The organism is Streptosporangium sandarakinum (assembly GCF_013409935.1).
GTDB lineage: Bacteria > Actinomycetota > Actinomycetes > Streptosporangiales > Streptosporangiaceae > Streptosporangium > Streptosporangium nondiastaticum.
Genome location: NZ_JACCCO010000001.1, coordinates 3265290 through 3289418 on the forward strand (window position 1 = coordinate 3265290; position 24129 = coordinate 3289418).

The 24129-nt window shown below is 72.6% G+C and carries 24 protein-coding genes; 11 read left to right on the forward strand and 13 right to left on the reverse strand.

Going from position 1 to position 24129, the window contains the following annotated elements:
- The first annotated feature begins 35 nt into the window (after window positions 1-35).
- Window positions 36-1202, forward strand: a complete 1167-nt coding sequence (locus HDA43_RS14620) for an ROK family transcriptional regulator (RefSeq protein WP_179820960.1) — start codon at window positions 36-38, stop codon at window positions 1200-1202.
- A 101-nt stretch (window positions 1203-1303) separates the two neighbouring features.
- Here the strand turns inward: HDA43_RS14620 and HDA43_RS34355 are convergent, their stop codons facing one another.
- Window positions 1304-2185: a helix-turn-helix domain-containing protein gene (locus tag HDA43_RS34355; RefSeq protein ID WP_218911725.1), complete on the reverse strand. Its 882-nt coding sequence runs from the start codon at window positions 2183-2185 to the stop codon at window positions 1304-1306.
- Window position 2186: 1 nt separating this feature from the next.
- Window positions 2187-2843 (reverse strand): HAD family hydrolase, encoded by a 657-nt coding sequence (locus HDA43_RS14630; protein ID WP_312873253.1) that lies wholly within the window; start codon window positions 2841-2843, stop codon window positions 2187-2189.
- Between the two features lie 224 nt (window positions 2844-3067).
- On the opposite strand from HDA43_RS14630, the gene HDA43_RS14635 reads away from it, so the two are divergent.
- Complete coding sequence (locus HDA43_RS14635; protein ID WP_179820962.1) at window positions 3068-3577, forward strand: VOC family protein; 510 nt, start codon at window positions 3068-3070, stop codon at window positions 3575-3577.
- 15 nt (window positions 3578-3592) lie between these two features.
- Here the strand turns inward: HDA43_RS14635 and HDA43_RS14640 are convergent, their stop codons facing one another.
- Window positions 3593-4504 (reverse strand): DMT family transporter, encoded by a 912-nt coding sequence (locus tag HDA43_RS14640; protein ID WP_246423988.1) that lies wholly within the window; start codon window positions 4502-4504, stop codon window positions 3593-3595.
- A 236-nt stretch (window positions 4505-4740) separates the two neighbouring features.
- On the opposite strand from HDA43_RS14640, the gene HDA43_RS14645 reads away from it, so the two are divergent.
- From HDA43_RS14645 to HDA43_RS14665, 5 genes are all read left to right on the forward strand, one after another.
- Window positions 4741-5481, forward strand: a complete 741-nt coding sequence (locus HDA43_RS14645) for a hypothetical protein (protein ID WP_179820965.1) — start codon at window positions 4741-4743, stop codon at window positions 5479-5481.
- Entirely contained in the window at window positions 5478-5900 is a 423-nt protein-coding gene (locus tag HDA43_RS14650; RefSeq protein ID WP_179820967.1) for a phage holin family protein, read from the forward strand. Before HDA43_RS14645 ends, HDA43_RS14650 begins: the two co-directional genes overlap by 4 nt.
- Window positions 5876-6550 (forward strand): DUF3618 domain-containing protein, encoded by a 675-nt coding sequence (locus HDA43_RS14655; protein WP_179820970.1) that lies wholly within the window; start codon window positions 5876-5878, stop codon window positions 6548-6550. Before HDA43_RS14650 ends, HDA43_RS14655 begins: the two co-directional genes overlap by 25 nt.
- Window positions 6551-6716: 166 nt before the next feature.
- The gene (locus tag HDA43_RS14660) at window positions 6717-7757 is read left to right on the forward strand and encodes a YihY/virulence factor BrkB family protein (RefSeq protein ID WP_179820973.1); all 1041 of its coding nucleotides are present in this window, start codon (window positions 6717-6719) and stop codon (window positions 7755-7757) included.
- Window positions 7758-7925: 168 nt separating this feature from the next.
- Entirely contained in the window at window positions 7926-8255 is a 330-nt protein-coding gene (locus HDA43_RS14665; protein ID WP_179820975.1) for a DUF3140 domain-containing protein, read from the forward strand.
- Window positions 8256-8402: 147 nt separating this feature from the next.
- Here HDA43_RS14665 and HDA43_RS14670 read toward each other — a convergent pair whose 3' ends face one another.
- Window positions 8403-8675, reverse strand: a complete 273-nt coding sequence (locus HDA43_RS14670) for a GlsB/YeaQ/YmgE family stress response membrane protein (RefSeq protein ID WP_179820978.1) — start codon at window positions 8673-8675, stop codon at window positions 8403-8405.
- Window positions 8676-9051: 376 nt separating this feature from the next.
- On the opposite strand from HDA43_RS14670, the gene HDA43_RS36405 reads away from it, so the two are divergent.
- Both HDA43_RS36405 and HDA43_RS14680 read left to right on the forward strand, forming a co-directional pair.
- Window positions 9052-11454, forward strand: a complete 2403-nt coding sequence (locus tag HDA43_RS36405) for a GH1 family beta-glucosidase (protein ID WP_179820980.1) — start codon at window positions 9052-9054, stop codon at window positions 11452-11454.
- Between the two features lie 241 nt (window positions 11455-11695).
- Window positions 11696-12202 (forward strand): SRPBCC family protein, encoded by a 507-nt coding sequence (locus HDA43_RS14680; protein ID WP_179820982.1) that lies wholly within the window; start codon window positions 11696-11698, stop codon window positions 12200-12202.
- 195 nt (window positions 12203-12397) lie between these two features.
- Here HDA43_RS14680 and HDA43_RS14685 read toward each other — a convergent pair whose 3' ends face one another.
- On the reverse strand, window positions 12398-12865 hold the full coding sequence (locus tag HDA43_RS14685) for a MarR family winged helix-turn-helix transcriptional regulator (protein WP_179820985.1): 468 nt from the start codon (window positions 12863-12865) through the stop codon (window positions 12398-12400).
- Between the two features lie 98 nt (window positions 12866-12963).
- Here HDA43_RS14685 and HDA43_RS14690 point away from each other — a divergent pair, with 98 nt between their 5' ends.
- On the forward strand, window positions 12964-13938 hold the full coding sequence (locus HDA43_RS14690; protein ID WP_218911726.1) for a nitroreductase/quinone reductase family protein: 975 nt from the start codon (window positions 12964-12966) through the stop codon (window positions 13936-13938).
- 165 nt (window positions 13939-14103) lie between these two features.
- Here the strand turns inward: HDA43_RS14690 and HDA43_RS14695 are convergent, their stop codons facing one another.
- The 6 genes from HDA43_RS14695 to HDA43_RS35045 form a co-directional block, all read right to left on the reverse strand.
- Window positions 14104-16446 (reverse strand): terpene synthase family protein, encoded by a 2343-nt coding sequence (locus HDA43_RS14695; protein ID WP_179820987.1) that lies wholly within the window; start codon window positions 16444-16446, stop codon window positions 14104-14106.
- A 168-nt stretch (window positions 16447-16614) separates the two neighbouring features.
- A complete protein-coding gene (locus tag HDA43_RS14700) occupies window positions 16615-17949 on the reverse strand; it encodes a hypothetical protein (protein ID WP_179820990.1) in 1335 nt (444 codons plus the stop codon).
- Window positions 17946-18686, reverse strand: a complete 741-nt coding sequence (locus HDA43_RS14705; protein ID WP_179820992.1) for an ABC transporter ATP-binding protein — start codon at window positions 18684-18686, stop codon at window positions 17946-17948. Before HDA43_RS14705 ends, HDA43_RS14700 begins: the two co-directional genes overlap by 4 nt.
- Window positions 18679-19203 (reverse strand): PadR family transcriptional regulator, encoded by a 525-nt coding sequence (locus HDA43_RS14710; protein ID WP_179820995.1) that lies wholly within the window; start codon window positions 19201-19203, stop codon window positions 18679-18681. The genes HDA43_RS14705 and HDA43_RS14710 overlap by 8 nt, the downstream gene beginning before the upstream one ends.
- Window positions 19204-19292: 89 nt before the next feature.
- Entirely contained in the window at window positions 19293-19820 is a 528-nt protein-coding gene (locus HDA43_RS14715; RefSeq protein WP_179820997.1) for a DUF1697 domain-containing protein, read from the reverse strand.
- Between the two features lie 36 nt (window positions 19821-19856).
- A complete protein-coding gene (locus HDA43_RS35045; RefSeq protein ID WP_246423989.1) occupies window positions 19857-20297 on the reverse strand; it encodes an MFS transporter in 441 nt (146 codons plus the stop codon).
- A gap of 251 nt (window positions 20298-20548) precedes the next feature.
- Here HDA43_RS35045 and secY point away from each other — a divergent pair, with 251 nt between their 5' ends.
- On the forward strand, window positions 20549-22012 hold the full coding sequence (gene secY, locus HDA43_RS14725) for a preprotein translocase subunit SecY (RefSeq protein ID WP_179820999.1): 1464 nt from the start codon (window positions 20549-20551) through the stop codon (window positions 22010-22012).
- Here the strand turns inward: secY and HDA43_RS14730 are convergent.
- Both HDA43_RS14730 and HDA43_RS14735 read right to left on the reverse strand, forming a co-directional pair.
- Window positions 21987-22652 (reverse strand): response regulator, encoded by a 666-nt coding sequence (locus tag HDA43_RS14730; protein WP_312873256.1) that lies wholly within the window; start codon window positions 22650-22652, stop codon window positions 21987-21989. The genes secY and HDA43_RS14730 overlap by 26 nt on opposite strands.
- Window positions 22649-23329 carry a sensor histidine kinase gene (locus HDA43_RS14735; RefSeq protein ID WP_179821002.1) on the reverse strand — a complete coding sequence of 227 codons (681 nt, stop codon included), beginning with the start codon at window positions 23327-23329 and terminating at the stop codon, window positions 22649-22651. Before HDA43_RS14735 ends, HDA43_RS14730 begins: the two co-directional genes overlap by 4 nt.
- Window positions 23330-24129 lie beyond the last annotated feature (800 nt).

Consider the following 24129-nt stretch of genomic DNA (forward strand, 5'->3'; position numbering starts at 1 on the left):
ACGGGTTCCGGGGCGGCGCTGACCGGACGGGTTCCATGACGACGCAGGCCGTACGCCACGACGCGATGCGCGCCCGCAACCTCGCCGTGGTGCTGGGCGAGGTGCGCCGGAGCGGCCCGGTCACCCGCGCGGCGCTCGCCGAGATCACCGGGCTGACCAAGACCACGGTCTCCAAGATGGTCGGCGACCTGCTGGAGGCCGGGATGGTCGCCGAGTCGGCGGCGCCCCGCGACGGCGAGCGGGGCCGGCCGGGCACGGCCGTCTCCCTCAGCGGCGACCGGGTGGCGGCGCTCGGCCTGGAGATCACCGCCGGCCACCTGTCGGCCTGCGTGGCGGACCTCACCCTCGCGGTGCGGCTCCGTTGTGCACAGGCTGTGGACAACCGGTCCCGCCCCCCTGTGGAAACCATGGCCCATCTGCAGGAACTTGCCCACAGGGCTGTGGACGAAGCGCGTACGGCCGGCCTGTCCGTCGTCGGCTCCACGCTCGCCGTCCCCGGCCCCGTGGACGGCGGGCTGCTGCACACCGCGCCCAACCTCGGGTGGCGCGGCGTCCGGGCCGGCGACCTGCTGGACTTCCCGGTGACCGTGGAGAACGAGGCCAACCTCGCCGCGCTGGGCGAGCTGTGGTTCGGCGGCGGGCCGGACGACTTCCTGCACGTGTCGGGGGAGACCGGCATCGGCGCCGGCCTGGTGGTCGGCGGCGAGCTGTTCCGCGGCGCGCACGGCCTGGCCGGCGAGCTGGGCCACGTGGTCGTCTTCCCCGACGGCCCGGACTGCCGCTGCGGCGGCCGGGGCTGCCTGGAGCGGTACGCCGGCCAGGAGGCACTGCTCCGCGCCTCCGGCGCCGCCGGGGTGCCCGAGCTGACCGAACGGCTGCGGGCCGGCGAGGCGGACGCGCTGCGCGCCTGCGAGCGCGCCGGGTGGGCGCTGGGCGTCGCCCTCACCTCGGCGGTCAACCTGATGGACCCCGGGACGGTCGTGCTGGGCGGGATCTTCGCGCCGCTGTTCGAGTGGATCGCCGGCCCGGTCCGCGAGGCGATGTCCACCCGGCTGGCCGGGATGCGCCGCTCCGTGCCCGAGCTCGCGGTCTCCCGGCTCGGCGGCGACGCCGCGACCCTCGGCGGGGCCGGGCGGGTCATCCACCGCGTCATCGCCGACCCCGCCCCCCACCTCCCCACCGCCCGCCCGCTCACCCTCTGACCCTCAATCGCTGGGCTTGCGGGCGACGAGTAGCACCGCGACGACTGGCTTCTCCGGACAGGCTGCCCGAGTTGGGGGCGCGGGTGGTGCATCGGCCCGCTTCACATGCTGGCAGCGGGCCACGACGCGGAGAGATCGGCGCTGGTGATTCCGTTGTTGAAAAGGCCGATTGCCAGGATCGGTGGGGCGTATGGTGGCGGTGCCTGCGGTGATGCTCTGCTGTGGAGGTGTCCATCGTGTTGGTGATGCGTCCGGCGCGAGCGGCTGACCACGATGCGGTGGCCGCCATGATCCTCGCCCGCTGCGAGTGGATGGAGGCGAACGGCCTGCCGAGTTGGCGGCCGAGCGTTGATGACCTCGCGGGGCAGTGTGGCAATCCCTTCGGTGACGTGTGGGTCATGGAGATGAACGGTTCCCGCATCGTGGGCCGCACGACGATCCAGCGGGAAGGGCCACCATGGGGGTGGACGGACACCGAGCGGACAGAAGCCGCCCTGTATCTCAACACCACGGTGACCGATCCCGCTTATCGTCACCTGGTTGGAATCACTCGATCCGTTAAGGGCGCGGATAAGCTCTGCCATCAGGGCGGGCAGCGTGGAAGACAGACGGATGTACTGGGCGTCCAATCGCCACTGAACCGCTTCGGTCACGGCTGCTCGTAATTGGTGCGCGGGGCGCACCGGGCCGTCTTCCGGGAGGTCGTAGGCGGCTATGACCTGCCGGAGGAGAGGAATCGTGTCGTGGACTCGACCATCCAGGTGCGTGGCCTCGCCGAGCAATCGAGACGGGTCGATGCCTAACGCTGCCGCGATGGCGTCGAGCACACCATCACTGGGGGCGCGGGTGCCCTGCTCCACTTTCCGGAGCATGCTCAAGGAGACATTGGCCGTCTGAGCAAGGCCGGCCTGTGTCATGCGGCGCGCACTGCGGATTGAGGCTATGCGCTGCCCTATTCCGTCGTTAGGGGTTGCGGTGGGCATCTCAGCTCCATTCGGAACTGCGAGGAAGGAGCGAGGGAAGATCCAGGATGCTCTCAATGAGCCAATCAACTGAATTTAAAACGGACGCATCATTCGCCCACAAGTTCCCCCAGGGGCCTCGCCGGATCATGCATGTCAGTAAGCCCGCCGCCTTCGCGGGGATGATGTCGTTGGCCGGATGGTCACCGACATAGACCGTCTCCTCAAGGGCTGCTCCGCTCAACTCAACAACGCGACGGAAGAACGCGGGGTCCGGCTTCGCCACCCCCCATTCCTCCGAAGTCGCGACCTCGTCGGCCGGGAGGGAGAGATCTCGTACGAGGTTCCCCGCCTTGGTCGTCTGGTTTCCGGCGATGCATACACGGATCCCCATATCGCGCAATCCTTGAAGCCCTTGCCGGACATCGGGATACAGGTCGGTCTCGTCGAGGAACTCGCCGTGCCCGGACGCTTCCCGGGCGCGGCGCTCTTCGCCTAGGTCTATGCCGGGCCGGAGCAGGCGTACCGCCTCTGCGTTGTCCAAACCCATCGCCGTCACCGCTCCGACGAGGGCCGAGAGGGTGTGCCGGGGAACACCCAACCAGTCGGCCCAGGAAGCCCAGTAACGATCGTCGCGGACGAGCGTCTCGCCGATGTCGAACACCACAGTCCTGATCACACGTGGCAGGGTAGGTCAAGCTGTGCCCGTTCGGATGCCGATTGGAAGAGGGTCCGTTCGCGGGCCTCGCGCACGGAAAGCGTCTCGATCGACTGATGGAAGTGTGCCCGGCCGTGGACACGTTTTCCGCTGAGCCGGGCGGAAGGGTCTCATCCGCACTCCGTATCCGGCGCCCTTGCTCCGGCGGGTAGTCTGGTTGAAGGTTCAAGTTCTAGGAGAGAGCCATGCCCGTCCAGCGGCTCAACCACGCGGTCCTGTACGTGCGCGACGTCGAGCGCAGCGTCGCCTTCTACCGGGAGGCCCTCGGCTTCGAGGTCGTCATGGGCATGCGGGGCGCGGCGTTCCTGCAGGCCGCCGGCTCCGCCAACGACCACGACCTCGGCCTGTTCGAGGTCGGCGCCCAGGCCGCCCCCTCGCCCGCCGGCCGTTCCGCCGTCGGGCTGTACCACCTGGCCTGGGAGGTCGACACCCTGGAGGAGCTGGAGCGGATCGCCGCCAGGCTGACGGAGATGGGCGCCCTGGTCGGCGCCTCCGACCACTCCACCACCAAGGCCCTGTACGCCAAGGACCCCGACGGGCTGGAGTTCGAGGTGTCCTGGCTCGTCCCGGCCGCCCTGCTCACCGAGGAGACGCTGCGCGGGCGCAGCAGCATCCGGCCCCTCGACCTCGCCGCGGAGAAGGAGCGGTACGGCGCGCACACCCGGGGCGGCATCGGGGTCTCGACGCCGGCCTGACCGCGGGTCCCGGATTCACCGTCCCGGAGCCCGCCTCCGCGAGACGGCCACCCCCGCCAGGCACAGCAGCCCGCCGAGGAGGGACAGCCACCCGGGGACCTCCTTCAGCACCGCCCAGGCCATCAGGACCACCAGCGCCGGGACGAGGTATGTCGTGGCGCCCATCCTGCCCGCGGTGGTGCGGGCGAGGGCGTAAGCCCAGGTGGTGAACGCCACCGCCGTCGGGAAGACGCCGAGGTACACGACATCCAGGGTCGCCGCCAGCGGGGCTCGGGCCGCCTGCGACACGAGTTGCCCGGCGAACGGCAGACAGGCCGCCGTCCCGATGAAGCAGCCGAACGTGGTGACCTGGAGCGCCGAGGCGTGGCGCAGCGCGGGCTTCTGGGCCAGCACGCCCACCGCGTACGTCACCGCCGCCACCAGGCAGAGCAGGACGCCCGTCACCGACGCGCGCCCCTGGCCCGACATGGAGATCCCGACCACGATCGCACCGCCGAACGACACCGCCATGCCCGCCAGCAGGCGGGGCGGGAACCCCTCCCCGAGCAGCCGGCCGCCCAGCAGCGCGATGAGCAGCGGGCCGATGTTCACGACCATCGCCGCGGTGCCCGCGTCGACCTCCTGCTCGCCCCAGTTCAGCGCGACCGTGTAGGCGCCGAACCACAGAACTCCCGAGACGAGGATGCCCGGCCAGGCGGCCCTCGGCGGCGATCCCTCGCGCCGCACCAGCAGGATGACCCCCAACACCGCCGAACCCGCCAGCAACCGGCCGAGAGCGAGCGCCCCGGGGGAGAAGTACGGCACCGCGCCACGGATGCCGACGAACGCCGAGGCCCACAGCAGCACGGTGACGCCGGCCGCCGCCATCGTGCGCCGATCCGGCTGAGATTGCACCGCTTCTGCCTGGTTCGGCATGGTCCGTTTCATACGCGGCACCTTATGGGCCCCGTTCTTTGGTCAGCGCCGAACCGTCCCCCTGCATGAGAGCCGGAGATACGGGCAGCTCGGTCCCTTTTGTGGTTTTTTGTGACCAATACTCCCCTACACCGACCGTTCGCGCCGAGGGGCAGGTCGAGAGCCCTTTCTTGCCGTTTACGAATGTGTTGAATCGCTGGGGGTAGCGGCGGTCCCAAGCGAAGACGCGCACGACTTTGGAGGCATCGGTGAACGAATTCCCAGCCGGGACGGGGGAGCGCTCCACGCTGAGCGACCAGCCCCACACGACGACCGAACACGCCAAGGCAGCCGTCGGAGAGGTGGCCGAGACCGCCAAGGACCAGACCCGCGCGGTCGCCCACGAGGCCCGCTACCAGGCGCAGAACGTCATGGGACAGCTGCGCGACCGCGTGGGCGAGCAGAGCAGGCACCAGAGCCGCCGCGCCGCCCAGGGCATCCGCCAGTGGGCCGACGACCTCAGCTCGATGACCGACGCCGCCAAGCCCGACTCCCCGGTGACCAACGTGGTGCACCAGGTCGCCGGGACGGGCCGCCGCGCGGCCGACTACCTGGAGCAGGAGGGCCTGGCCGGGGTGGTCCGGGACGTCCAGAGCTTCGCCCGCCGCCGCCCTGGAGCGTTCCTGATGGGCGCGGTGGCCGCGGGCTTCCTCGTCGGCCGGATGGCCAAGGCGACGGCCGCCTCCCAGAACGACGCCTCCGGCACGGCGTACCAGGGCTTCCAGGACGGCTACTGCCCGCAGCAGTACGCCCAGCCGGCGCAGCCGTACACCCAGCCGACCGGCACGCAGTACCCGTCGGCCCAGCCGTACACCACGGACGGCACCTACACCACCGCCGACGCCTACGGCTCCGCCGAGCCGTACCCGTCGTCGGCCCAGACGCGCCCGACGACGCAGTACCCGTCCGAGGCCCCTCCGTCGACCGGCTGGGACGGTGAGCCACGGTGAGCTCGCCCGCCTACGAACCGGGCTCGTCCGTCTACGAACCGGCCGAGCCCTCGCTGGGACAGCTCGTCGGCGAGGTCGGCGAGGACCTTTCCAAGCTCTTCCGCCAGGAGGTGGAGCTGGCCAAGGCCGAGATCCGCCAGGAGGCGACCAAGGCCGGCAAGGCCGCCGGGATGCTCAGCGGCGCCGGAGTCGCCGGCCTCGTGGTCGCCCTCTTCGTGTCGCTGGCGGTCATGTTCGGCCTGGGCGCCGTCATGCCCCTGGGCTGGGCCGCCCTGATCGTCGCGGTCGTGTGGGCCGTGATCGGCGGAGTGCTGTACACCAACGGGCGCAAGCGGATGAGCGAGGTCTCCCCCAAGCCCGAACAGACCGTCGAGACGCTCAAGGAGGATGCGCGATGGGCGCGGAACCTGACGAAATAAGAAGAGAGATCGCCGCCACCAGGGCGGAACTGGCCGCCGACGTCGATCGGCTGGCCGACCGGACGAGCCCGTCGCGGATCATTCAACGGAGGACCGATCGCATGCGTGAGAAGCTCTACTCGGTGCGCGAGCGGGTGATGGGCACCCCGTCCCACGCCGTCCACCAGGCTCGCTACCAGGCCGGACACGCCGCCCACGGTGTCCGCGAGACCGCCGCCGGCGCGGCCGGCACCGTCCGCGAGACCGCCGCCGGCGCGGCCGACAGCGTCAGGCACGGCGCGCAGCAGGCCACCGAGCTGGTCCGCGAGGCGCCGGAGCAGGCGATGCGCGGCACCCAGGGCAACCCGCTGGCCGCCGGGCTGATCGCCTTCGGCGCCGGTCTGCTCGCCGCGGCCCTCATCCCGGCGACCGAGGCCGAGCAGCGGGCCGCCCAGCAGGTCAAGGAGCAGGCCGGCGACATGATGGAGCCGGTCAAGGAGGCGGTGCGCGAGTCGGCCCAGCAGCTGGGCCAGGAGGCCAAGCAGGTCGCCCAGGAGGCCGTCGGCCAGGTCAGGGACACCGCCGGCGAGGCGGCCAAGGCCACCGGCGACCACGCCCGCGACCAGGCCCACCAGGTGACCGAGACGGCCCGCTCCTCCCACGGGGTCTGACGGGTCCCGTCCGCGACAGGAGCCCGGCAACAGCACGCCTGACCAGGACGTCCGGACGGACGCCTGACCAGGACGCCTGATGAGAGAACGCCGTCGCCGCCGCCCTCGCCCGGCAGGGGAGGGCGGCGGCGGGCATCCGTAAGCTGTGTGAAGAGAACGGTGCGCGATGATCCAGCACGACACTCCACGCCACGACGACCGGGGCGCGACCCGCGACCCCGGCACCGCCGGCGGACCGGCTCCCGAAAGCCCGTCGGAGCTTCCCAAGCGGTCGTGGTGGGGCGTGCTCAAACGCACCGTCAAGGAGTTCCAGCAGGACAACCTCACCGACTGGGCCGCCGCGCTCACCTACTACGCGGTGCTGTCGATCTTCCCGGCGCTGCTGGCCGTGGTGTCCGTGCTGGGGTTGTTCGGCCAGAACACCACCAAGGCGCTCACCGACAACCTGAGCGCCATCGCGCCCGGCGCCGCCCGGCAGACCATCGACGCCGTGCTCCAGGCCCTGCAGAGCAACCAGGGCGCCGCCGGGGTCGCCACGGTCCTGGGCATCGCCGTCGCCCTCTGGTCCGCCTCCGGGTACGTGGGGGCGTTCATCCGGGCCTCCAACGTCATGTACGAGATGCCCGAGGGCCGGCCCATCTGGAAGACCCTCCCGCTGCGCCTGGGCATCACCGCGGTCCTGGTGATCCTGATGGCGGTCGGCTCGGTCTCCGTCGTGTTCACCGGATCGCTCGCCCAGCAGGCCGGGAGGTTCCTGGGCATCGGCGAGACCGCCCTGACCGTCTGGAGCATCGTCAAGTGGCCGGCCCTGGTGATCGTCGTGGCGCTGGTGCTGGCCCTGCTGTACTGGGCGGCCCCCAACGTCTCGCACCCCGGCTTCCGCTGGATCACCCCCGGCAGCCTGCTGGCCGTCGTGCTGTGGATCGTCGCGTCCGCGGCCTTCGCGTTCTACGTGGCCAACTTCGGCTCCTACAGCAAGACCTACGCCGCCCTGGCCGGGGTCATCATCTTCCTGATCTGGCTGTGGATCACGAACATCGCCGTCCTGTTCGGCGTGGAGTTCGACGCCGAGCTCGCCCGCGAGCGCGCCATCGAGGCGGGCGTGCCGGCCGACGCCGAGCCGTACGTCGAGCCCCGCGACACCCGCAAGTTCAACGAGGACGAGCGCGCGGAGGTCCGCAGGTTCGAGCGGGAGGAGCGCGGCTGACCCACCGCGCGCCCCGGACGGCGGGAAGGCATAGTGGCCCGTGCCCGTCCGTTGACCGTCCGGTCCGCCGGAAGGGGTACAGGGGGCGTATGGGCGAGGAACACAGCAGCGACGAGAGCGGCGGGAGCGCCGTGCATCGGCCGTCGGCGCTGCGGAAGAAGGGCTGACATGGCCGAGGACCGGGAGCGGATCTCCGCCGAGTTCGGTGAGGCGGTCAACATGACCGCCGCCGAGCTGGAACGCTGGCTGCGGACCCCCGAGTCCGAGGCCGCCGGCGACAGGTCCGGGGGCGGCGAGTCGACGGGACACGAGTCCGGCCGCCGCATCACCGAGATCCTCCGCAAGAAGAAGGGCGACCTGTCCGACGACGACTACGCCCACATGCGGAAGGTGACGGGGTACGTCCACCGCCACCTCGCGCAGCGCCCGTCGGGGGACGTCACGGACACCCGGTGGCGGCACTCCCTGATGAACTGGGGACACGACCCGACCAAATAGCGCCCGCGCTCCCCCCGCCGGCCGGGGACACGGCCGCTTGCGCGGCGTGTCCCCGGAACGTGCCGTGCCCCCGGAACGTGCCGCGTCCTCGGGACCTACCGCGTCCTCAGAACGTGCCGCCTCCCCGGGACCGCTCCGCGCGGGGCGTCAGCGGAGGCTGCGCCTGCCGTACATGCTGGCGATCAGGAAGACGCCCACCGCCGCCACGACGACCTGCAGGATCAGTTCGATCCAGTCGATGCCGCTCGTCGCGCTGACCCCGATGGCCCTGGCGATCCCGGAGCCGATGAAGGCGGCGACGATGCCGATCACGACCGTCAGCCAGATGGGGATGTTCTGCTTGCCCGGCAGGATGAGCCGGCCGAGAGCACCGATGATGGCGCCGATGATGATGGCACTGATGATGCCGGTGATTGTCATGTTCCACGCTCCCCCTGATCGCACGGCCTTTCGCCGTACGCCCCCCTGGAACTCGTATGCCCGGCGCGGAAAGAACGACACATAAGACAGATCATTCATTTAACTAATCATTATTGATTAATCACTTTTTCTACTTCGCGTAGAACCGCAGGCGGCACGGAACGGCGGAAAACTGCGGAACGTACCGGAAAACGGTGGGCGCGGCGGGCCGGGGACGCGGCATGGCGGGCCGGCCGGGAACGGCGGGCGCGGCGGGCTCCGGTGGCCACGACGGTCCCGGCTCGACGCCGGGTGCCCGGCACCCCGATGATTCAGATGTCCGCGACGACGGGGACGGCGGCGTCGCCGTACCCCAGAAGACAAGGGGCCGGAAACGATGACGGCGATGTTCACCGCCGCCGCCGGGGGAACGCTGTCCTTCCCCGGCGGCTTCGTCTGGGGGGCCGCGACCGCCGCCTATCAGATCGAGGGGGCGGCGGGGGAGGACGGCCGCGGCACGTCGATCTGGGACGTCTTCACCCACACCCCCGGGCGCGTCGCGGGCGGCCACACCGGCGACGTGGCCTGCGACCACTACCACCGCTACCGCGACGACGTCCGCCTGATGCGGGAGCTGGGCCTGGGCGCCTACCGCTTCTCGGTGGCGTGGCCGCGGATCCAGCCGACCGGTTCCGGCCCCGTCAACGCCGCCGGGCTCGACTTCTACGACCGCCTCGTGGACGAGCTGCTCGCCGCCGACGTCTCCCCCTACGTGACGCTGTACCACTGGGACCTGCCCCAGCCGCTGGAGGACCGCGGCGGCTGGACGGAGCGCGACACGGCCCACCGGTTCGCCGACTACGCGCGGATCGTGCACGACCGGCTCGGCGACCGCGTCGGCACCTGGATCACGGTCAACGAGCCCTGGGTGGTGTCCGTCCTCGGGTACGGCATCGGCGCGCACGCCCCCGGCCGCGCGTCCTGGCGGGACGCCTTCCAGGCATCCCACCACCTCCTGCTCGCCCACGGGCTGGGTGCCCGGGCGCTGCGCGACGCGGGCGCCCGGGAGATCGCCCTGACGCTGAACCTCGCCCCCGTGACGACCCCCGGACGGCTGGACGACCCCGAGGCGGCGCTCTCCGCCGAGGACGCCGCGGCGGTGGACCTCGTCGACTGCCTGATCAACCGGCAGTTCCTCGACCCGGTGCTGCGCGGGGAGTATCCCGCCGCCGTCCTGGACGTCGTGGAGCGGGCCGCCGGCCTCGGGCACATCCGCGACGGCGACCTGGAGACCGTCAACCAGCCGCTCGACCTGCTCGGGGTCAACTACTACAACCCCTGCGTGGTGAGCGCCGAGCCCGGCGAGCCGGCCAACCCGGCCTACCCCGGCACCGAGGGCATCCGGTTCGGCGACGCCTACGCCCCCAAGACCGCCATGGGCTGGCCGATCGTCCCCACCGGCCTGACCCGCCTGCTCGTGCGGCTCTCCCGCGACTACCCGCAGGTCGGCCTGCTCGTCACCGAGAACGGCGCCGCCTTCGAGGACACGGTGTCCGGCGAGCACGTCCACGACGCCGACCGGATCGCCTTCCTGGAGGGCCACCTGCGGGCCGCGCACACCGCCGTCGACGCCGGGGCCGACCTGCGCGGATACCTCGTCTGGTCGCTGCTGGACAACTTCGAGTGGGCCGAGGGGTACGGCAAGCGCTTCGGGATCGTGCACGTCGACTTCGACACCCAGCGGCGGCTGCCCAAGGACAGCGCGCTGTGGTACCGCGACGTCATCCGGAACAACGGGCTGCGCGCCGGACGGGCCCGGCGCCCCACCCTGGAGGAGGTGGCCGCCCGGGCCGGCGTGTCCAGGTCGACCGTCTCCCGGGTGATCAACGGTGAGGCGGCGGTCAGCCCGGAGTTCCGGGCGGTCGTCATGGACGCGGTCACCGAACTCGGCTACGTGCCCAACTCGGCGGCCCGGAGCCTGGTGACCCGGCGCACGGAGTCGATCGCGCTGATCGTCCCGGACGGCGCCCGCGCAGGGGACCCGCTGTTCGCCACGGCCGTGGACGCGGCGGGCCGGGAGCTGGAGCGGGCCGGCAAACGGGTCACGCTCATGTTCGCCGGCTCCCCCGCGGACCGGAACCGGGTGGAGCGCCACCTGGCCGCCGGGCACGTGGACGGGGCCCTGCTGCTGCCGGCCCGGGGCTCCGACCCGCTGCCCGGCGCGCTGGCCGGGACGGGCGTCCCCGTCGTGTCGCTGGGCAGGCCGCCGGCCGCGGTGGCGCTGCCGTACGCCGGGACCGACGACGCGGGCGGGGCCGCGGCGGCGGTCGGACACCTGCTCGGCCGGGGGCGGCGGCGGATCGCGACGATCCGCGGGCCGGTGGACCTCGCCGCCGCGCGGGACCGGTTCGACGGCTACCGGAACGCCCTGCGGGACGCCGCGTGCCGGTCGGCCGACGCGGTCGGAGACCTCGGCCGCGCCTCGGGGGCCGCCGCCATGCGCGAGCTGCTCGCCGCGGACCCGTCGCTGGACGCGGTCTTCGTGGCCGGCGACCTGATGGCGGTCGGCGCCCTGCACGCGCTGCGGGAGGCCGGACTGCGGGTGCCCGAGGACGTCGCGGTCGTTGGGTTCGGCGACGAGGAGGACGCCGCCTACGCCGTCCCCCCGCTGACCACGGTGCGCGTCCCGTGGTCGGACCAGGTCCTGGCGGCGGTGCGCCTGCTCCTGCGCCAGATCGGCGGCGGCCCCTCGTCCTCGGTGATCCTCCCCACCGAGCTGGTCGTCCGGTCCTCCTCGTGACGCCCGCCGGTACGGCGGGCCGCCCGGCGCGCCGTACCGAGCCTCGCCGTACCGGGCTCCGCCGTTCCGCGGCGGTACGGCGGGCTGCGGCGGTACGGCGAGGCCATCCTTTCCACCCTTGACCGGGACAGGGGTGTGCACCGGCGGGCCGATCGTCCATCGTTGGGGATGACGATTACGGAATCGTCTGCGAGACCGGAACAGGCACCGGGCGAGGTGCCGCGAGCACGCGGAGGCGGGCATGGAAGACCACGACGTCACGGGATCCAGGGTGGAGATCGAGACCACCGTCGGTCTGCCCCCGGAGCGGCTGTGGGACCTCATCACGGACGTGCCGCGGATCGCCGACTGGAGCCCTGAGTGCGAGCACCTGGCCTGGCTGGACGCCGATGACGCCGCGCCGCGGGTCGGGGCGCGGTTCGAGGGGCGCAACCGCCGCCAGGACCGGGTGTGGACGGTGACGTCCGTGGTCACCGAGGCCGACCGCCCCCGCTCGTTCGCCTGGGCGGTGCTCGACCGCGCGGGCGACCCGGAGCGTCCCTCCTCCCGGTGGCGCTACGACCTGGAGCCGGCCGAGGAGCCGGGCCGGACCGTCGTGCGGCACAGCTTCGAGCACGGGCCGGGCGACAGCGGCCTGCGCGAGATGATCCGGAGCAACCCGGAGATCGCCTCGGTCATCCTCGACGTACGGCTGGGCGAGCTGCGCAAGCACATGACCGAGACCCTCGACGCGATGACCCGCGACTGAGCACCGTCCGTACCCTCTCCTGCCGCGCGGGGCGCGGTCACGGCGCCGTCGGCCGCCGGGCCGCACCGCTGCACCCTCCCCCGGCACCGGGGCTCGATGCACGGGACTCGGCGCACGGGACTCGATGCACGGGACTCGGCGCACGGGACTCGATGCGCGGGACTCGGCGCACGGGGTGACGCGTCCCGGGCGCGGTCAGGTCTCGTCGCCCTCTTCCTCGGCGACCACGCGCTCGTAGGTCCGCAGCGTCTCGATGAACATCAGCCGCTCCTCGGGGGTCAGCGGCTCCAGGGCGGCGCGCCAGGCGCGCGCCCCCTTCGCCAGCCACCCGTCGACCGCCTCCCGGTTGGCCTCGGCGATGCACACGATCGTGCGGCGGCGGTCGGCGTCGTCCTCGCGCCTCTCCACCACGCCTCTCCGGCTCAGGTCGCCCACCATCAGGCTCACCGTCGCGGGCGCCACCTCCAGGCGCGCGGCCAGCTCGTTGACCCCGAGAGGGCCGTCGAACAGCAGGTACGACAGCAGCGACAGGTGCCGCGGGGCGAGGTTGAGCGACTGGAGCCGCGGCGGAACCTTGATCCGCTTGGTGCGCCCGACCATGCGTGGCATCAGGAGCAGCAGCGTCCGGATCCCGTCCTCGACGCTCAGGCCACCGGTTGACATACCTTGATCTCCAAAATAGCTTTGCTACTAAAGCAAAAGTTCCTCGTTGTCCGGAGGCTACCGAAACACGCCTCCGCGCGGATCGGAGGGATCGGCACGTGGCCGACGATTTCAACCAGCGGGTGATCGACGAGTTCCGCGCGAACGGCGGCAGGGTCGGCGGCATGTTCGAGGGCGCGCCGCTGGTGCTGCTGACGACCGTCGGAGCCAGGACCGGCAGGCCCAGGACCACCCCCGTCATGTACGCGCGGGACGGGGAGCGCATCCTGGTCTTCGGATCCAACGCCGGGTCCGACAGCCACCCTGCCTGGTACGGGAACCTCCTGAGGCGCCCGCGCGTCACCGTCGAGATCGGGGACGGAGAGAAGGTCGAGAGCCGCACCGCGACGGCGACCGTGCTGCGCGACGCGGAGCGGGACGAGGCCTACGCCCGCCAGGCCCGGCTCGTCCCCGCCTTCGCCGGCTACCAGGCCGCGACCTCCCGCGTCATCCCGGTGGTCGCCCTGTACTGGGCGGACGACCCGCGGGCCCGGGCGATCGGCGACGAACTGGTGCGGATCCACGCGGGGATCCGCGAACGGCTCGCGGCCACCCGCGCGAAGGTGGACGAGGCCCTCACCGGCTCCGGGGACGCCAGTGGGGCGACGGGCCCGGACCGGGGAACGACCGCCGGGCCGGAAACGGGGGTCGGCCCGGCCGCCGGGCCGGGCGTCGGGTCCGGCACCGGCGCCGGCGCTGACATCGGCGCCGAGCTGCGCGAACACTGCCTGACGCTCTGCTCCGCGCTCCACGAGCACCACACCCGCGAGGACACCGCCGGTTTCCCGCTCCTGGAGCGCCGGTTCCCCGGCCTCCGCCCCGCGCTGGAGAGGCTGCGGGGCGAGCACGTCGCCCTGGCGGACCTCATCCGCCAGGTGGAGGAGCTGTTCTCCGGCCCCCGCACGGCGGACCCGGAGCGGATCGGCAAGGAACTCGACCGGCTGACCGCCGAGATCGAGGCGCACTTCGCCTACGAGGAGGAGCACCTCGTCGGGGCGCTCAACGCGCTGGACACCGGACAGCCACCTCGCTGAGACCGTGAACGCCCCGCCGGAGTCGTGATCGCGACCCGCCCGCGCTGAGACGGCGAACCGTCCCGCGTCAAGCCGTGACCACCCACCAGGACCGTGGACCGCCCCGCGCCCCGGCGGCCGTACGGCCGCCGGGGCGCGGGGCGGCCGTACGGAATCTCGGGCCGGTCAGCGGGCGGCGATCGCCGCGAGCCGCGCCGCGGAGGTGCCGAGCCCGGTGGGCGCGAACGGGAAGCCGGCCACGGCGGTGAACCGGTGACGGAGCAGCTCCGCCTCGGTGTACCGGGCGCACCGGCGGTGCCACTCCAGGATGCCGGACATCCACTCCTTGAGGTCGTCGGCGTGGCGGGTGAGGACCCGGCGGACCGGCTCGTCGAGGCCGAAGTCGTCGAACAGGGCGGGAAGCTCCTCGGCGACGATGTGCTCGAACTGCCGCATCCGCGCCTCCATCAGGTCGGCCACGACGTCCCGGGCGGTGAGCCGGTCCACCCCGAGGAAGTGCTCCACCACCACGACGATGTTGTGGAACTCGCCCTCGAACTCGACCTCCTTCTGGTAGGAGAACAGGTCGTTGGTGAAGCAGGCGTAGTCCTGCGCCGCGGTGTCCAGCTCGCGGATGGTCCGCGTCCGGTAGAGCTCCTCGGGCACCACGTCGGAGTGCGCGAGCCGGGCCAGGCCCATCGTCATGTCCGACCCGAACGTCCTGCGGCGCATCTCGATGTAGTCCACCGGGTCGGGGACGCGGTTCTGGGCCTGGTTGACCAGCTCCCACAGCCAGCTTGAGGTCATTTCCTCGACCGCCAGTCGGAACCGCCGCCGGTGGTCGGCCGTCATCGGCCCCGCCGTACGCCGCCACAGGTCCGCGAGGCCCGCCTCGATCGGGTTCGCCGGCTCGGGGACGGGCTCGTCGTCCAGCGGCATGAACAGGCGCAGCCGCTCGTCGCAGAGCTTGGCCGCCGCGAGGTCGCGGGTCGCGCCGAACACCAGGGGGAAGTAGTCGTCGCCGTACGTCCCCCAGGCCAGCCAGTCGGACGACAGGTCGAGCTGCCCGGGGGTCGCGTCGGCGTGGATCATGGCGGCGCAGTGCGGGAAGTCGAAGCCGCGGAAACGCCGCTCGTCCCACACCCCGCCGCCCTCCACCCCGGGCACGGAGCCGAACATGCCCATCTCCCTGGCCCAGCCGACCGCGTGACGCCGGGCGGCGTCCAGGTGGGGGTTGGTGCGGACCGGGTACGGCATGCGCAGGGCGGGCAGCGGCAGGTGCCCCACCGGGCGGAACGGCGCGAAGAGGTGCTGCCGCGCCCGGGTCCGCAGCCCGAGCCTCCCCGCGGAGGGCACGAGCCTGGCGGCGGAGGTGCCGAGACCGGTCGGGCCGCCCGGCGCGGTGACCGGGCCGGAGACGGCGGCCGGGCTGGAGAAGGCGAAGCCGGAGACGGCGCCCGGGTCGGAGACGGCGGGGCCGGACACGGTGGCGGCGGCCGGGTCGGCGGCGTCGGTGGCGTCGGTGGCGGTGACGTCGTTCATGTACCGGCTGGACCGCGCGTGCCACTCGTGCCCGCCGGACTGCCAGTCCTGCAGCCCCTTGACGTAGGCCGCCACCGCGACCAGCTCGGACGGGGACGCGGAGTGCTCGGCCAGCAGGGCCGGGACCTCGATCAGCGCCGTGTTCTCGAACTGCTGCAGCCGCGAGGTCAGCAGGTCGTTGACCAGCTCGGCCGCCTCCTGCGTGGGGCAGTCGAAGAACCGCTCGAAGACCAGCACCGCGTTGGAGTTCTCACCCTCCTCCCGGACCTCGCGCTGGTAGGAGAACAGGTCGTTGCGCAGGTGCACGGCGTCGGAGAAGGTGTCCGACAGCACCCGCATCGGCCTCGTCTCGGCGAAGACGTCGGGGATCTCCGCGCCGGCGGCGTACTCGACGAGGTTCGCCGACCACGGGGCACCGCCGACCCGCCTCCTCATCTGGACGTACTCGATCGGGTTGGCGATCCGGCCGCGGTCGATGTTGTCCAGCTCCCACATCGACTCGACCATCAGGTTGTGCGTGCTGGTGACGAAGCGCCGCCGCCACCCCTCGGACATCGCCGGAATCGTGCGCTCCCACAGGTCCGCGAGGCCCTCCTCGGCCGGGTTCCCCGGCTCCGGCGGCGTCTCGCCGTCGGCGGTCATGAACCGCTCCAGGCGGTCGAGGTACGCCTTGGCCCCGGCGAGGTCGCGGGAGTACTTGAAGTGCTCCAGGAAGTGGTCGTCGAAGAAGAACACCCAGACGTACCAGTCGGTGACCAGGTCGAGGGTGGGGCCGTCGCAGTCGGGGTGGGTGTAGGCGCACATCAACGCGTAGTCCATGCGGGCCAGCGCGTCATCGTCCCAGACGACGCCGCCACCGGGCCGAGGCGCGTCGAGCATGCCCATCCGCCGGGCCCAGTCCGTGCTGTGCTCCCGGGCACGTTCCAGGTGGGGGTTCAGCCTCGCCGGGTACGGCATGTAGAAGTCGGGCAGCGTGAAAGCCTGCATGGGGGCGCCTACTCTCGTGCTCCTGGACCTTCGCCCGGCGGGCCACGCTCGCCCCGCCCGGACATGACCTGTCACTGATGGTAACGAGACTGGCACTTTACGCGCCCGGTCCGCAAGGAGATACGGCGAACCCGGGTCCTCCGACGGGGAGGACCCGGGTTCGCCGGGTCACCCGGCGCGCAGTTCCCCCGGCCGGACCCAGCGGCGCAGGATCGGCCGCGCCGCCCTCGCCACCAGCACGGCGGCCAGCACGCCGATCCCGGCCATCGCCGCCGCCCCGGCGACGGAGACGGCCAGCGCACCGGGCCGCCGGGCGTATAGCTCGGCCAGGAGCAGGACCACGACGCCCGTCCCGGCGACCGCGCTGACCACGCACACCGGCAGCGCCGCGACGAGCGCCTGCCGGGTGAGGACCCGCCCCAGCGCGGGGACGGGGACACCGGAGGCGGCCAGGACGGCGAACGACCTCCGGTGGTCCAGCAGTGCCTCGGCCTGGTGCGCCACGAGGGCGCCGGCCGAGGTGACCATGGCCGTCAGCAACGCGAGGTACAGCAGCGCGTAGGACGCCGCCTGGAAGGCGGTCAGGTCGCTCTGGAACACGGTGAGCGCCTGATGGGCGCCCACGGCCGAGCCGAAGAACACCGTCAGCCCGACCACCGACAGCGCGCGGGCCCACGCCCGGGGATCGGCCTCGACCATCCGCGCGGCCAGCAGCGTCTCGGGCGCCGCCGCCCCGCGCCCGGCCCGGCGGGCGGCCATTCTGATCAGCCACGCGGTGGCCAGCACCAGGCCGAAGAGCAGCAGCACCGCCCCGGCGGCGATGGCCACGGCCGCGCCGTACTTGCCCCCGAGGAGGAACCTGCCCTTCCCGGCGAGCGCGGCCGCCAGCAGTCCGACGCCCAGCGCGACGAGGGCGAGATCGCGCACCCTCGGCCCCCGCGGCCGGGCCCGCCGTACCACGCCGAGCGGGGAGGCCACCACGTGCCGGCCCGCCCGCAGGCCGGACAGCGCGCCGCCGAGCACGACCGCGGCGAGCACGACCGGCGTCCAGAGCAGCGGGCGCACCGGCACGACGTCGCCCAGCGACCACCTCGCCACCAGGGCGGCGAGCAGGTAGACCGCCGCGCCGAGCGTCCCGCCCGCCAGCGCCGACCATCCGCTCTCGGCCGCCCCGGTGAGCCGTACCTCGCGCGGTGTGGCCCCGGCCAGCCGGAGCGCGGCCAACCGCCGTTCCCTGGTGGCGGTGGCCAGGCGGCTCACCTGGTAGATGAACGCCGCGGCGGGTACGGCCAGCAGCGCCAGGGTGAGCGCCACCATGAGGCGCGGCTCCTTCTCGGTGAGGATGCCGAGAGCGCCGCGCCGCGCGTCGAGCCGGAACGCCGTGAGGTGCGCCGCCGCGCACAGCAGGACGGTCGCGAGCGCCGCCCCCGCGGCCATCAGGCGCCCACGCGCCCGCTCGCGGCGGGACCGCCCCCGGGCGAGCATCCGGACCACGGTGATCATCGGCTCACCCCGCCGGCCGCCGACGCCCCGGCCGCCGCCTCTCCGGGCGTCCCGTCCGCCGTTCCTCCCGTCGCCGCGGTCGCGCCCGCGACGACCCGGCCGTCCCGCAGCGCGATCTCCCGGTCGGCGTAGGCGGCCACCCGGTTGTCATGGGTGACGACCACCAGCGTGGCGCGACTCTCCCGGGCCGCGCCGACGAGCTCGCCCATCACCCGTTCCCCGGCCAGCGAGTCGAGTGCGCCGGTGGGCTCGTCGGCGAAGATCACCCGCGGTTCGGCGGCCAGCGCGCGGGCCACCGCGACCCGCTGGAGCTGGCCCCCGGACAGCTCCGCTGGCCGCTGCCCGGCGCAGTCCGCCACGTCCAGCCGCTCCAGCCAGGAGCGGGCGGCCTCCAGGGACTCCCGCCGCCCTCGCCCGCCGAACAGCAGCGGCAGCACGACGTTCTCCTCCGCGGTCAGCTCGGGCACCAGCTCGCCGAACTGGAAGACGACGCCGAAGTTCTCCCGGCGCAGCCTCGTCCGGGCGTCCTCGTCGAGGGTGTCGAGACGCCGCCCGGCGAACAGGACCTCGCCGGCCTCGGGGCGGATGATCCCGGCCAGGCAGTGCAGCAGGGTGGACTTGCCGGAGCCGCTCGGGCCGGTGACGGCGACGACCTCCCCCTCCCCGATCTCCACGGACGCGCCGTCCAGCGCCGTGGTCCGGCCGAAGGACTTGCGCAGCGTTCGCGCCTCAAGCATCGGTCTCTCCCTTCAGCACGGTGTGCCGTTCCAGCGCCGTCTCGATCCATCGCAGGTCGGCGTCGAGGTGCTGGAGCGCGTAGTCGGCGGCCAGCACCTGCGCGGGCGACCCCGACGCCTTGCGCGCGGTGAGCTCCCGCATCCGCGTCAGATGGGCGGCGCGTTGCCTGAGCAGGTACTCCTCGGCCGTCCCGCCCGCCAGGGTCGCCACCACCACCCGCGCGAACAGCGGGCTCGCGACGTACGGCGCGGGTGCCTCGATCTCCGCCAGCCACCGGTCCAGCTCGGCCCGTCCGGCCTCGGTGATCGCGTGCACCGTGCGCTCCGGGCCACCCTCCTGGGCCGTCCCGGCCACCTCGGTGAGCCCGCCACGTTCCAGCCGTTGCAGGGTCGCGTAGACCTGCCCGTAGGCGAGCGGCTTGGCGCCCGGCAGGCGCTGGTCGTGCTCTTTCTTGAGTTCGTAGCCGTGCTTGGGCCGCTCGCTGAGCAGCCCGAGCAGGACATGTCCGGTTGACATGATCGCGACTATACATGCGCTGTATACATGGAGCGAATAGTTTCAGCCGGCGCGACCCGGCCGCGATTCATCCGGCCGCCGGACCGGCGTCATTCCTCCGCGAGGGCCAGCAGCTTCGTGACGGTGTTCCAGTTGCGCATCGTGGCCTGCGTGTTCGACCGCTTCTCCAGCAGGGGCGGCAGCTTCGGACGCCGCAGGCCGTCCGGGAAGTGCACGTAGAGCTCGCGCCTGCCCACCGCCATCTCCTCCGGCGCGTACTCCTCCGGATCGAGGGCCGCGAGCACCTTCCGATCGGGGGCCTCCGCCAGGAAGAACACTCCGAACTTGGCCGGGTCCCGCACCTCAAGCGGGTTCTCCTCGACCACGGCGCGCAGTTCCGCGGCCGTCCGCACCATGACGGCCACCGACAGCCCCAATTCCGCGGTGATCCGCCGCTCGATCGCCGCTGCGACCCGCTCGGGCCGCTTCTCCGCCGGGGTGAACAGGGCGTTCCCGCTCCGAAGGTGGGTCCGCACACCGGTGTGGCCGAGCCCTTCCAGCAGCGCGCGGAGATCGGACATCGCGACCGTGGTCGCGGGGTTGACGTTGATGCCGCGCAACAGCGCCACGTACCGCATCGAACCGCCTTCCTCTCGAAGAGCTCTCGGGCGACGCTACCGCCCGTACCTGCCGACCGATGTCAGGTTCCCCGGAACCCGTTCGTCATCGGATCTCCCGACCAGGAACAGGCGCTTGCGGCCGACGAGGTCGGCGATCCTGCCGAACAGCAGCGTGAACCCGGCGGCGGACAGGGCGAAGGCGGTGGCCACCCACTGGAGGTCCGCCAGGGAGAAGCCGAGCCCCGCGCCGACGGCGGGCAGCGCGACGTTCAGGATCGAGAAGTCCACGGCGATCATGAACTGGGCGCCGAGCAGCAGGGTCAGCACCAGCTTCTGCCGCCCGGTCATGCGGGCTCCCCGGCCGGGTTCGCCCTGGACGGGTGCCGGTGGGGTGGGGCCGTTCCGGGTGGACGCGGGCCGGACGGGCCCGCCCTCGGCGGGGGCGGGTCGGGCGGGCGCGTCCTGGATGGGCGCGACCCGGTCGAGCATGGACATCAGGGATCCTTCCTGAAGAGGCGGCCATTAATGAAACTGGAGTCCCATTAGAATGAGAGAACGGTAACAGAGGTCGCCCCGTAATGGAACAGAAGTCCCGTTATGACCGCTGACCGCTCGGCCGCCACCGCTCAGCCGTCGCGGTCGCGGTCGCGCGTGACCGCGCACGTCACGGGCTACGCGAATCCGCGTACGGCGACGCCTCCGGTGAGCGGATGACCCGCACCGCACGACGCGGACACACTCGGCGCATGCCCACCGTTCTCATCCGCGCCTTCCGCGCGCCCGACCTCCGCGGGAAGCTGCTCTTCACCCTGGGACTGATCGCCCTGTTCCGGTTCGGGCAGATCCTGCCCTCGCCCGGCGTGGACGTGACCGCGGTACGGCGATGCCTGAGCGACACCGGCGGCGGACTGGTCGACATGCTGCAGCTGTTCAGCGGCGGGGCGATGCTGAAGCTGTCGGTCTTCGCACTCGGCGTCATGCCGTACATCACCGCGGGCATCATGATGCAGTTGCTCGCCGTACTGATCCCGCGCCTCACGGAGCTCAGGAAGGAGGGGCAGGGCGGGCAGGCGAAGATCACCCAGTACACGAGATACGTGGCGGTGGCGCTGTCCGTGCCCTACGCCGCGACGATCGTGGCGACGGCCCGCTCCGGTCAGATCTTCCCCACCTGCCGGCAGCGGCTGCTGCACGACCAGGGCATGATGACGGTCGTCGTCATCACGACCGTCATGGTCGCGGGCACCTGCGTGATCATGTGGCTGGGCGAGCTGATCACCGAGCGGGGGATCGGGAACGGCATGTCCATCCTGATCTTCACCCAGACGGTCGCCGTCTTCCCCTCCTACGTGTCGAACATCTTCCGGCTCAGCCCGTTCGCGCTGGCGACGATGCTGGTGGCGGGGGTCTTCCTGGTGGCGGCGGTGGTGTTCGTCGAGCAGGCGCAGCGGCGGATCCCCGTGCAGTACGCCAGGCGCATGGTCGGGCGCAGGATGTACGGCGGGACCTCGACATACCTACCGGTCAAGGTCAACCAGGCCGGGATCGTCCCCGTCATCTTCACCTCCTCGCTGCTCTTCCTGCCGCAGCTGGCCGTACAGCTGACGGGCGGCACCGGGCCGGTCGCGGAGTGGGTCTCGCGCTACCTCACCTCCGGCGACCACCCGGTCCACATGACGGCGTACCTGCTGCTGGTCGTGGCGTTCACCTACTTCTACGTGTCGATCACCTTCGACCCGGACGAGGTGGCCGACACCATGAAGCGGTTCGGCGGGTTCGTGCCCGGCATCCGGCCCGGCCGGCCCACCGCCCACTACCTGCGGTTCGTGCTCTCCAGGCTGACCGCGCCGGGAGCGGTCTACCTCGGTGTGCTGTCGCTCATCCCGATCGTCGCCTTCGTGGTGCTGCGCGACCCGGCGACGCAGCAGAACTTCCCGTTCGGCGGGACGACCGTGCTCATCATGGTCGGCGTGGGCCTGGAGACCGTGAAGCAGATCCAGGCGCAGGTCGAACAGCGCGACTACCGGGGTTTCCTGCGGGACCGCGGAACCGCGGGGGCCTGGGACGGCGGGCGGCCCCGGCGGGCCAGGGACGGCGAGCGAGTCCGGCGGACCGAGGACGGCGGGCAGACCCGGCGGACCGGGAACGGCGGGCGGGCCGGGCTCCTTCGGGACCCCGGAGGTCTCAGGGGATCGCCAGACCGGATCTGACCGCGAACACGACGAGCTGGGCCCGGTCGCGGGCCCGGAGCTTGACCATGGCACGGCTGACATGGGTGCGCACCGTGTCGGGGCTGATGACCAGCTCCCGGGCGATCTCGTCGTTCGACCGGCCGGTGGCGACCCAGGCGACCATCTCGCGTTCCCGAGGGGTGAGGGAGTCGAGACCCTCGACCGGACCGGCGTCGTGGCGGCCGAACAGGCCGATGACCTTCCGCGTGACGGACGGCGAGAGCAGCGCCTCCCCCGACGCGACGACCCTGATCGCGTGGGCCAGCTCCTCCGGGGCGCCGTCCTTGAGGACGAACCCACTGGCCCCGGCCTGAAGCGCGGCGAAGACGTACCGGTCGGTCTCGAAGGTCGTGACGACGACCACCCGGGTGCCGTCGAGCGCGGGATCGGCCGCGACGGCCCGCAACGTGTCGATGCCGTCCATTCCCGGCATGCGGATGTCGAGCAGGAGGACGTCGGGCCGGGTGTCGGCCAGCAGCCGGAGGGCCGCGGCGCCGTCGGCCGCCTCACCGGCGAACTCCAGATCCGGCTCGCGTTCGATGAGGGCCCGCAGCCCCATGCGCACGACGGCCTGGTCATCGGCGACCGCGACGCGGATCGGACCGGCCGGCGCGCTCACACGTCCCCCCGGAAGCCCGCGCCGTCCACGGGGAGGCACACGCCGTCCCTGGGGAAGCGCGCGACCACCCCGAAGCCGCCGTCCGGGCGAGGCCCCGCGGCGAACACGCCGCCCGCCTCCGTCACCCGGGCCCGCATCCCGGCGAGCCCCCGTCCTCCGGCCGCCCGGACCCGGCCGAAACCGGCGGGCTCGGCCGCTCCGGGGGAGCCGCCTCCCCGGTCGACGACCTCCAGGACGAACTCGCGCGGCCCGTCGGCGAGGCGGACCAGGGCTCCACCCGGACCGGCGTGACGCGCGACGTTGGTCAGCGCCTCGCGCACCACCCGGTAGACAGGCTCTTCGAGCCCCGCGGGGACGTACGGCTCGGCCGGCTCGACGTCCACGGGCAGGCCCGCCGCCCGCACTCCGCCGACCAGCCGGAGCAGGTCGTGGTCCGCGGGCTCGGGGTCCATGACGTCGAGCGCGGAACGGAGCCGGCCGAGTGCCTGCGCGCTGGTCGAACGGATCGCCTCCAGTGACTCGCGGACCCGCTCGGGATGCTCGTCGAGCATGAGCAGCGCGACCCCGGCCTGCATGGCGATGGTCGCGAAGCCGTGCCCGGCGGCGTCGTGCACCTCGTCGGCGAGGCGCGCGCGTTCCGCGGCGACCAACTCCCGCACCCCCGCCGCCGCTGTCATCGCCCCGGAATCCGGTTCGCCCCGGACGGCCCCGGCATCCGGTTCGCCCGGTACGACCTCGGCACCCGATTCACTTCGAACGGCTCCGGTGCCCGGTTCGCCCCGGACGGCTCCGCCCGCCTCCCGGTCCACCGCCGCGGCGCGCCATCGGGGGCGATCCGGCTCCGCGGACCCGGGCCGCCGCTCCGGCTTCACCAGCGGCGCCGGTCGTTCCGGGGCCGCGGCGAGCGCCCAGCCCACCGCGCCCGGACCTCCCGAAACGCCCGAGACCGTACCCGAGGCCCCCAAAGCACCGGAAGCCGTGTCCGGGGTTCTCGAAGCACCAGAGGCCGTACCCGAGATCCCCGAAGCACCCGAAGCGGTATCCGGGGTCCCCGAGACGTCCGAGGCGCCCGCGCCGGACGCCGGGCCCGCCGCGATGTCCGTACTGAACTGCCGCCCGCCCCCGTCGCGCGCCTGGGCGAGACCGCCGGACGGCCACGGGATGGCCAGCCAGCCCACCCACGCCAACATCAGGACGACCGGCAGATCGCGCACCCGGCCCAGCCGGAGCAGCGCCTTCGCGGCCGCGGCGAGGGAGTCGCGCGGACGGCCCTCCGGATGCGTGTGCTCGGTCACCGTCCCCCCAGAACATGCGCGTACGCGCCGATCCTAGCCAGCCCCGGGGCGATCGTGTCCGGGATCGGCACACCCATCCCCGATGACCGCTCTTCCGTGATTCTTCCCGCGGGCCGTTCCCAGCCGTCCCCGGCGCCTCCCCGCGTACCGGGTTCCGCCTCCCGCCCCCGCTCCCGTCTCCA

What these genes read in the sequence shown, in the direction of transcription:
- HDA43_RS36405 (WP_179820980.1), top strand. Translation starts at nt 9,052, where the DNA reads ATGACGGCGATGTTCACCGCCGCCGCCGGGGGAACGCTGTCCTTCCCC.
- HDA43_RS35045 (WP_246423989.1), bottom strand. Translation starts at nt 20,297, where the DNA reads ATGTCCATGCTCGACCGGGTCGCGCCCATCCAGGACGCGCCCGCCCGA.
- HDA43_RS14680 (WP_179820982.1), top strand. Translation starts at nt 11,696, where the DNA reads ATGGAAGACCACGACGTCACGGGATCCAGGGTGGAGATCGAGACCACC.
- HDA43_RS14670 (WP_179820978.1), bottom strand. Translation starts at nt 8,675, where the DNA reads ATGACAATCACCGGCATCATCAGTGCCATCATCATCGGCGCCATCATC.
- HDA43_RS14695 (WP_179820987.1), bottom strand. Translation starts at nt 16,446, where the DNA reads ATGCAGGCTTTCACGCTGCCCGACTTCTACATGCCGTACCCGGCGAGG.
- HDA43_RS14655 (WP_179820970.1), top strand. Translation starts at nt 5,876, where the DNA reads ATGGGCGCGGAACCTGACGAAATAAGAAGAGAGATCGCCGCCACCAGG.
- HDA43_RS34355 (WP_218911725.1), bottom strand. Translation starts at nt 2,185, where the DNA reads ATGCCCACCGCAACCCCTAACGACGGAATAGGGCAGCGCATAGCCTCA.
- secY (WP_179820999.1), top strand. Translation starts at nt 20,549, where the DNA reads ATGCCCACCGTTCTCATCCGCGCCTTCCGCGCGCCCGACCTCCGCGGG.
- HDA43_RS14685 (WP_179820985.1), bottom strand. Translation starts at nt 12,865, where the DNA reads ATGTCAACCGGTGGCCTGAGCGTCGAGGACGGGATCCGGACGCTGCTG.
- HDA43_RS14710 (WP_179820995.1), bottom strand. Translation starts at nt 19,203, where the DNA reads ATGTCAACCGGACATGTCCTGCTCGGGCTGCTCAGCGAGCGGCCCAAG.
- HDA43_RS14640 (WP_246423988.1), bottom strand. Translation starts at nt 4,504, where the DNA reads ATGAAACGGACCATGCCGAACCAGGCAGAAGCGGTGCAATCTCAGCCG.
- HDA43_RS14665 (WP_179820975.1), top strand. Translation starts at nt 7,926, where the DNA reads ATGGCCGAGGACCGGGAGCGGATCTCCGCCGAGTTCGGTGAGGCGGTC.
- HDA43_RS14715 (WP_179820997.1), bottom strand. Translation starts at nt 19,820, where the DNA reads ATGCGGTACGTGGCGCTGTTGCGCGGCATCAACGTCAACCCCGCGACC.
- HDA43_RS14700 (WP_179820990.1), bottom strand. Translation starts at nt 17,949, where the DNA reads ATGATCACCGTGGTCCGGATGCTCGCCCGGGGGCGGTCCCGCCGCGAG.
- HDA43_RS14735 (WP_179821002.1), bottom strand. Translation starts at nt 23,329, where the DNA reads ATGACAGCGGCGGCGGGGGTGCGGGAGTTGGTCGCCGCGGAACGCGCG.
- HDA43_RS14660 (WP_179820973.1), top strand. Translation starts at nt 6,717, where the DNA reads ATGATCCAGCACGACACTCCACGCCACGACGACCGGGGCGCGACCCGC.
- HDA43_RS14635 (WP_179820962.1), top strand. Translation starts at nt 3,068, where the DNA reads ATGCCCGTCCAGCGGCTCAACCACGCGGTCCTGTACGTGCGCGACGTC.
- HDA43_RS14620 (WP_179820960.1), top strand. Translation starts at nt 36, where the DNA reads ATGACGACGCAGGCCGTACGCCACGACGCGATGCGCGCCCGCAACCTC.
- HDA43_RS14705 (WP_179820992.1), bottom strand. Translation starts at nt 18,686, where the DNA reads ATGCTTGAGGCGCGAACGCTGCGCAAGTCCTTCGGCCGGACCACGGCG.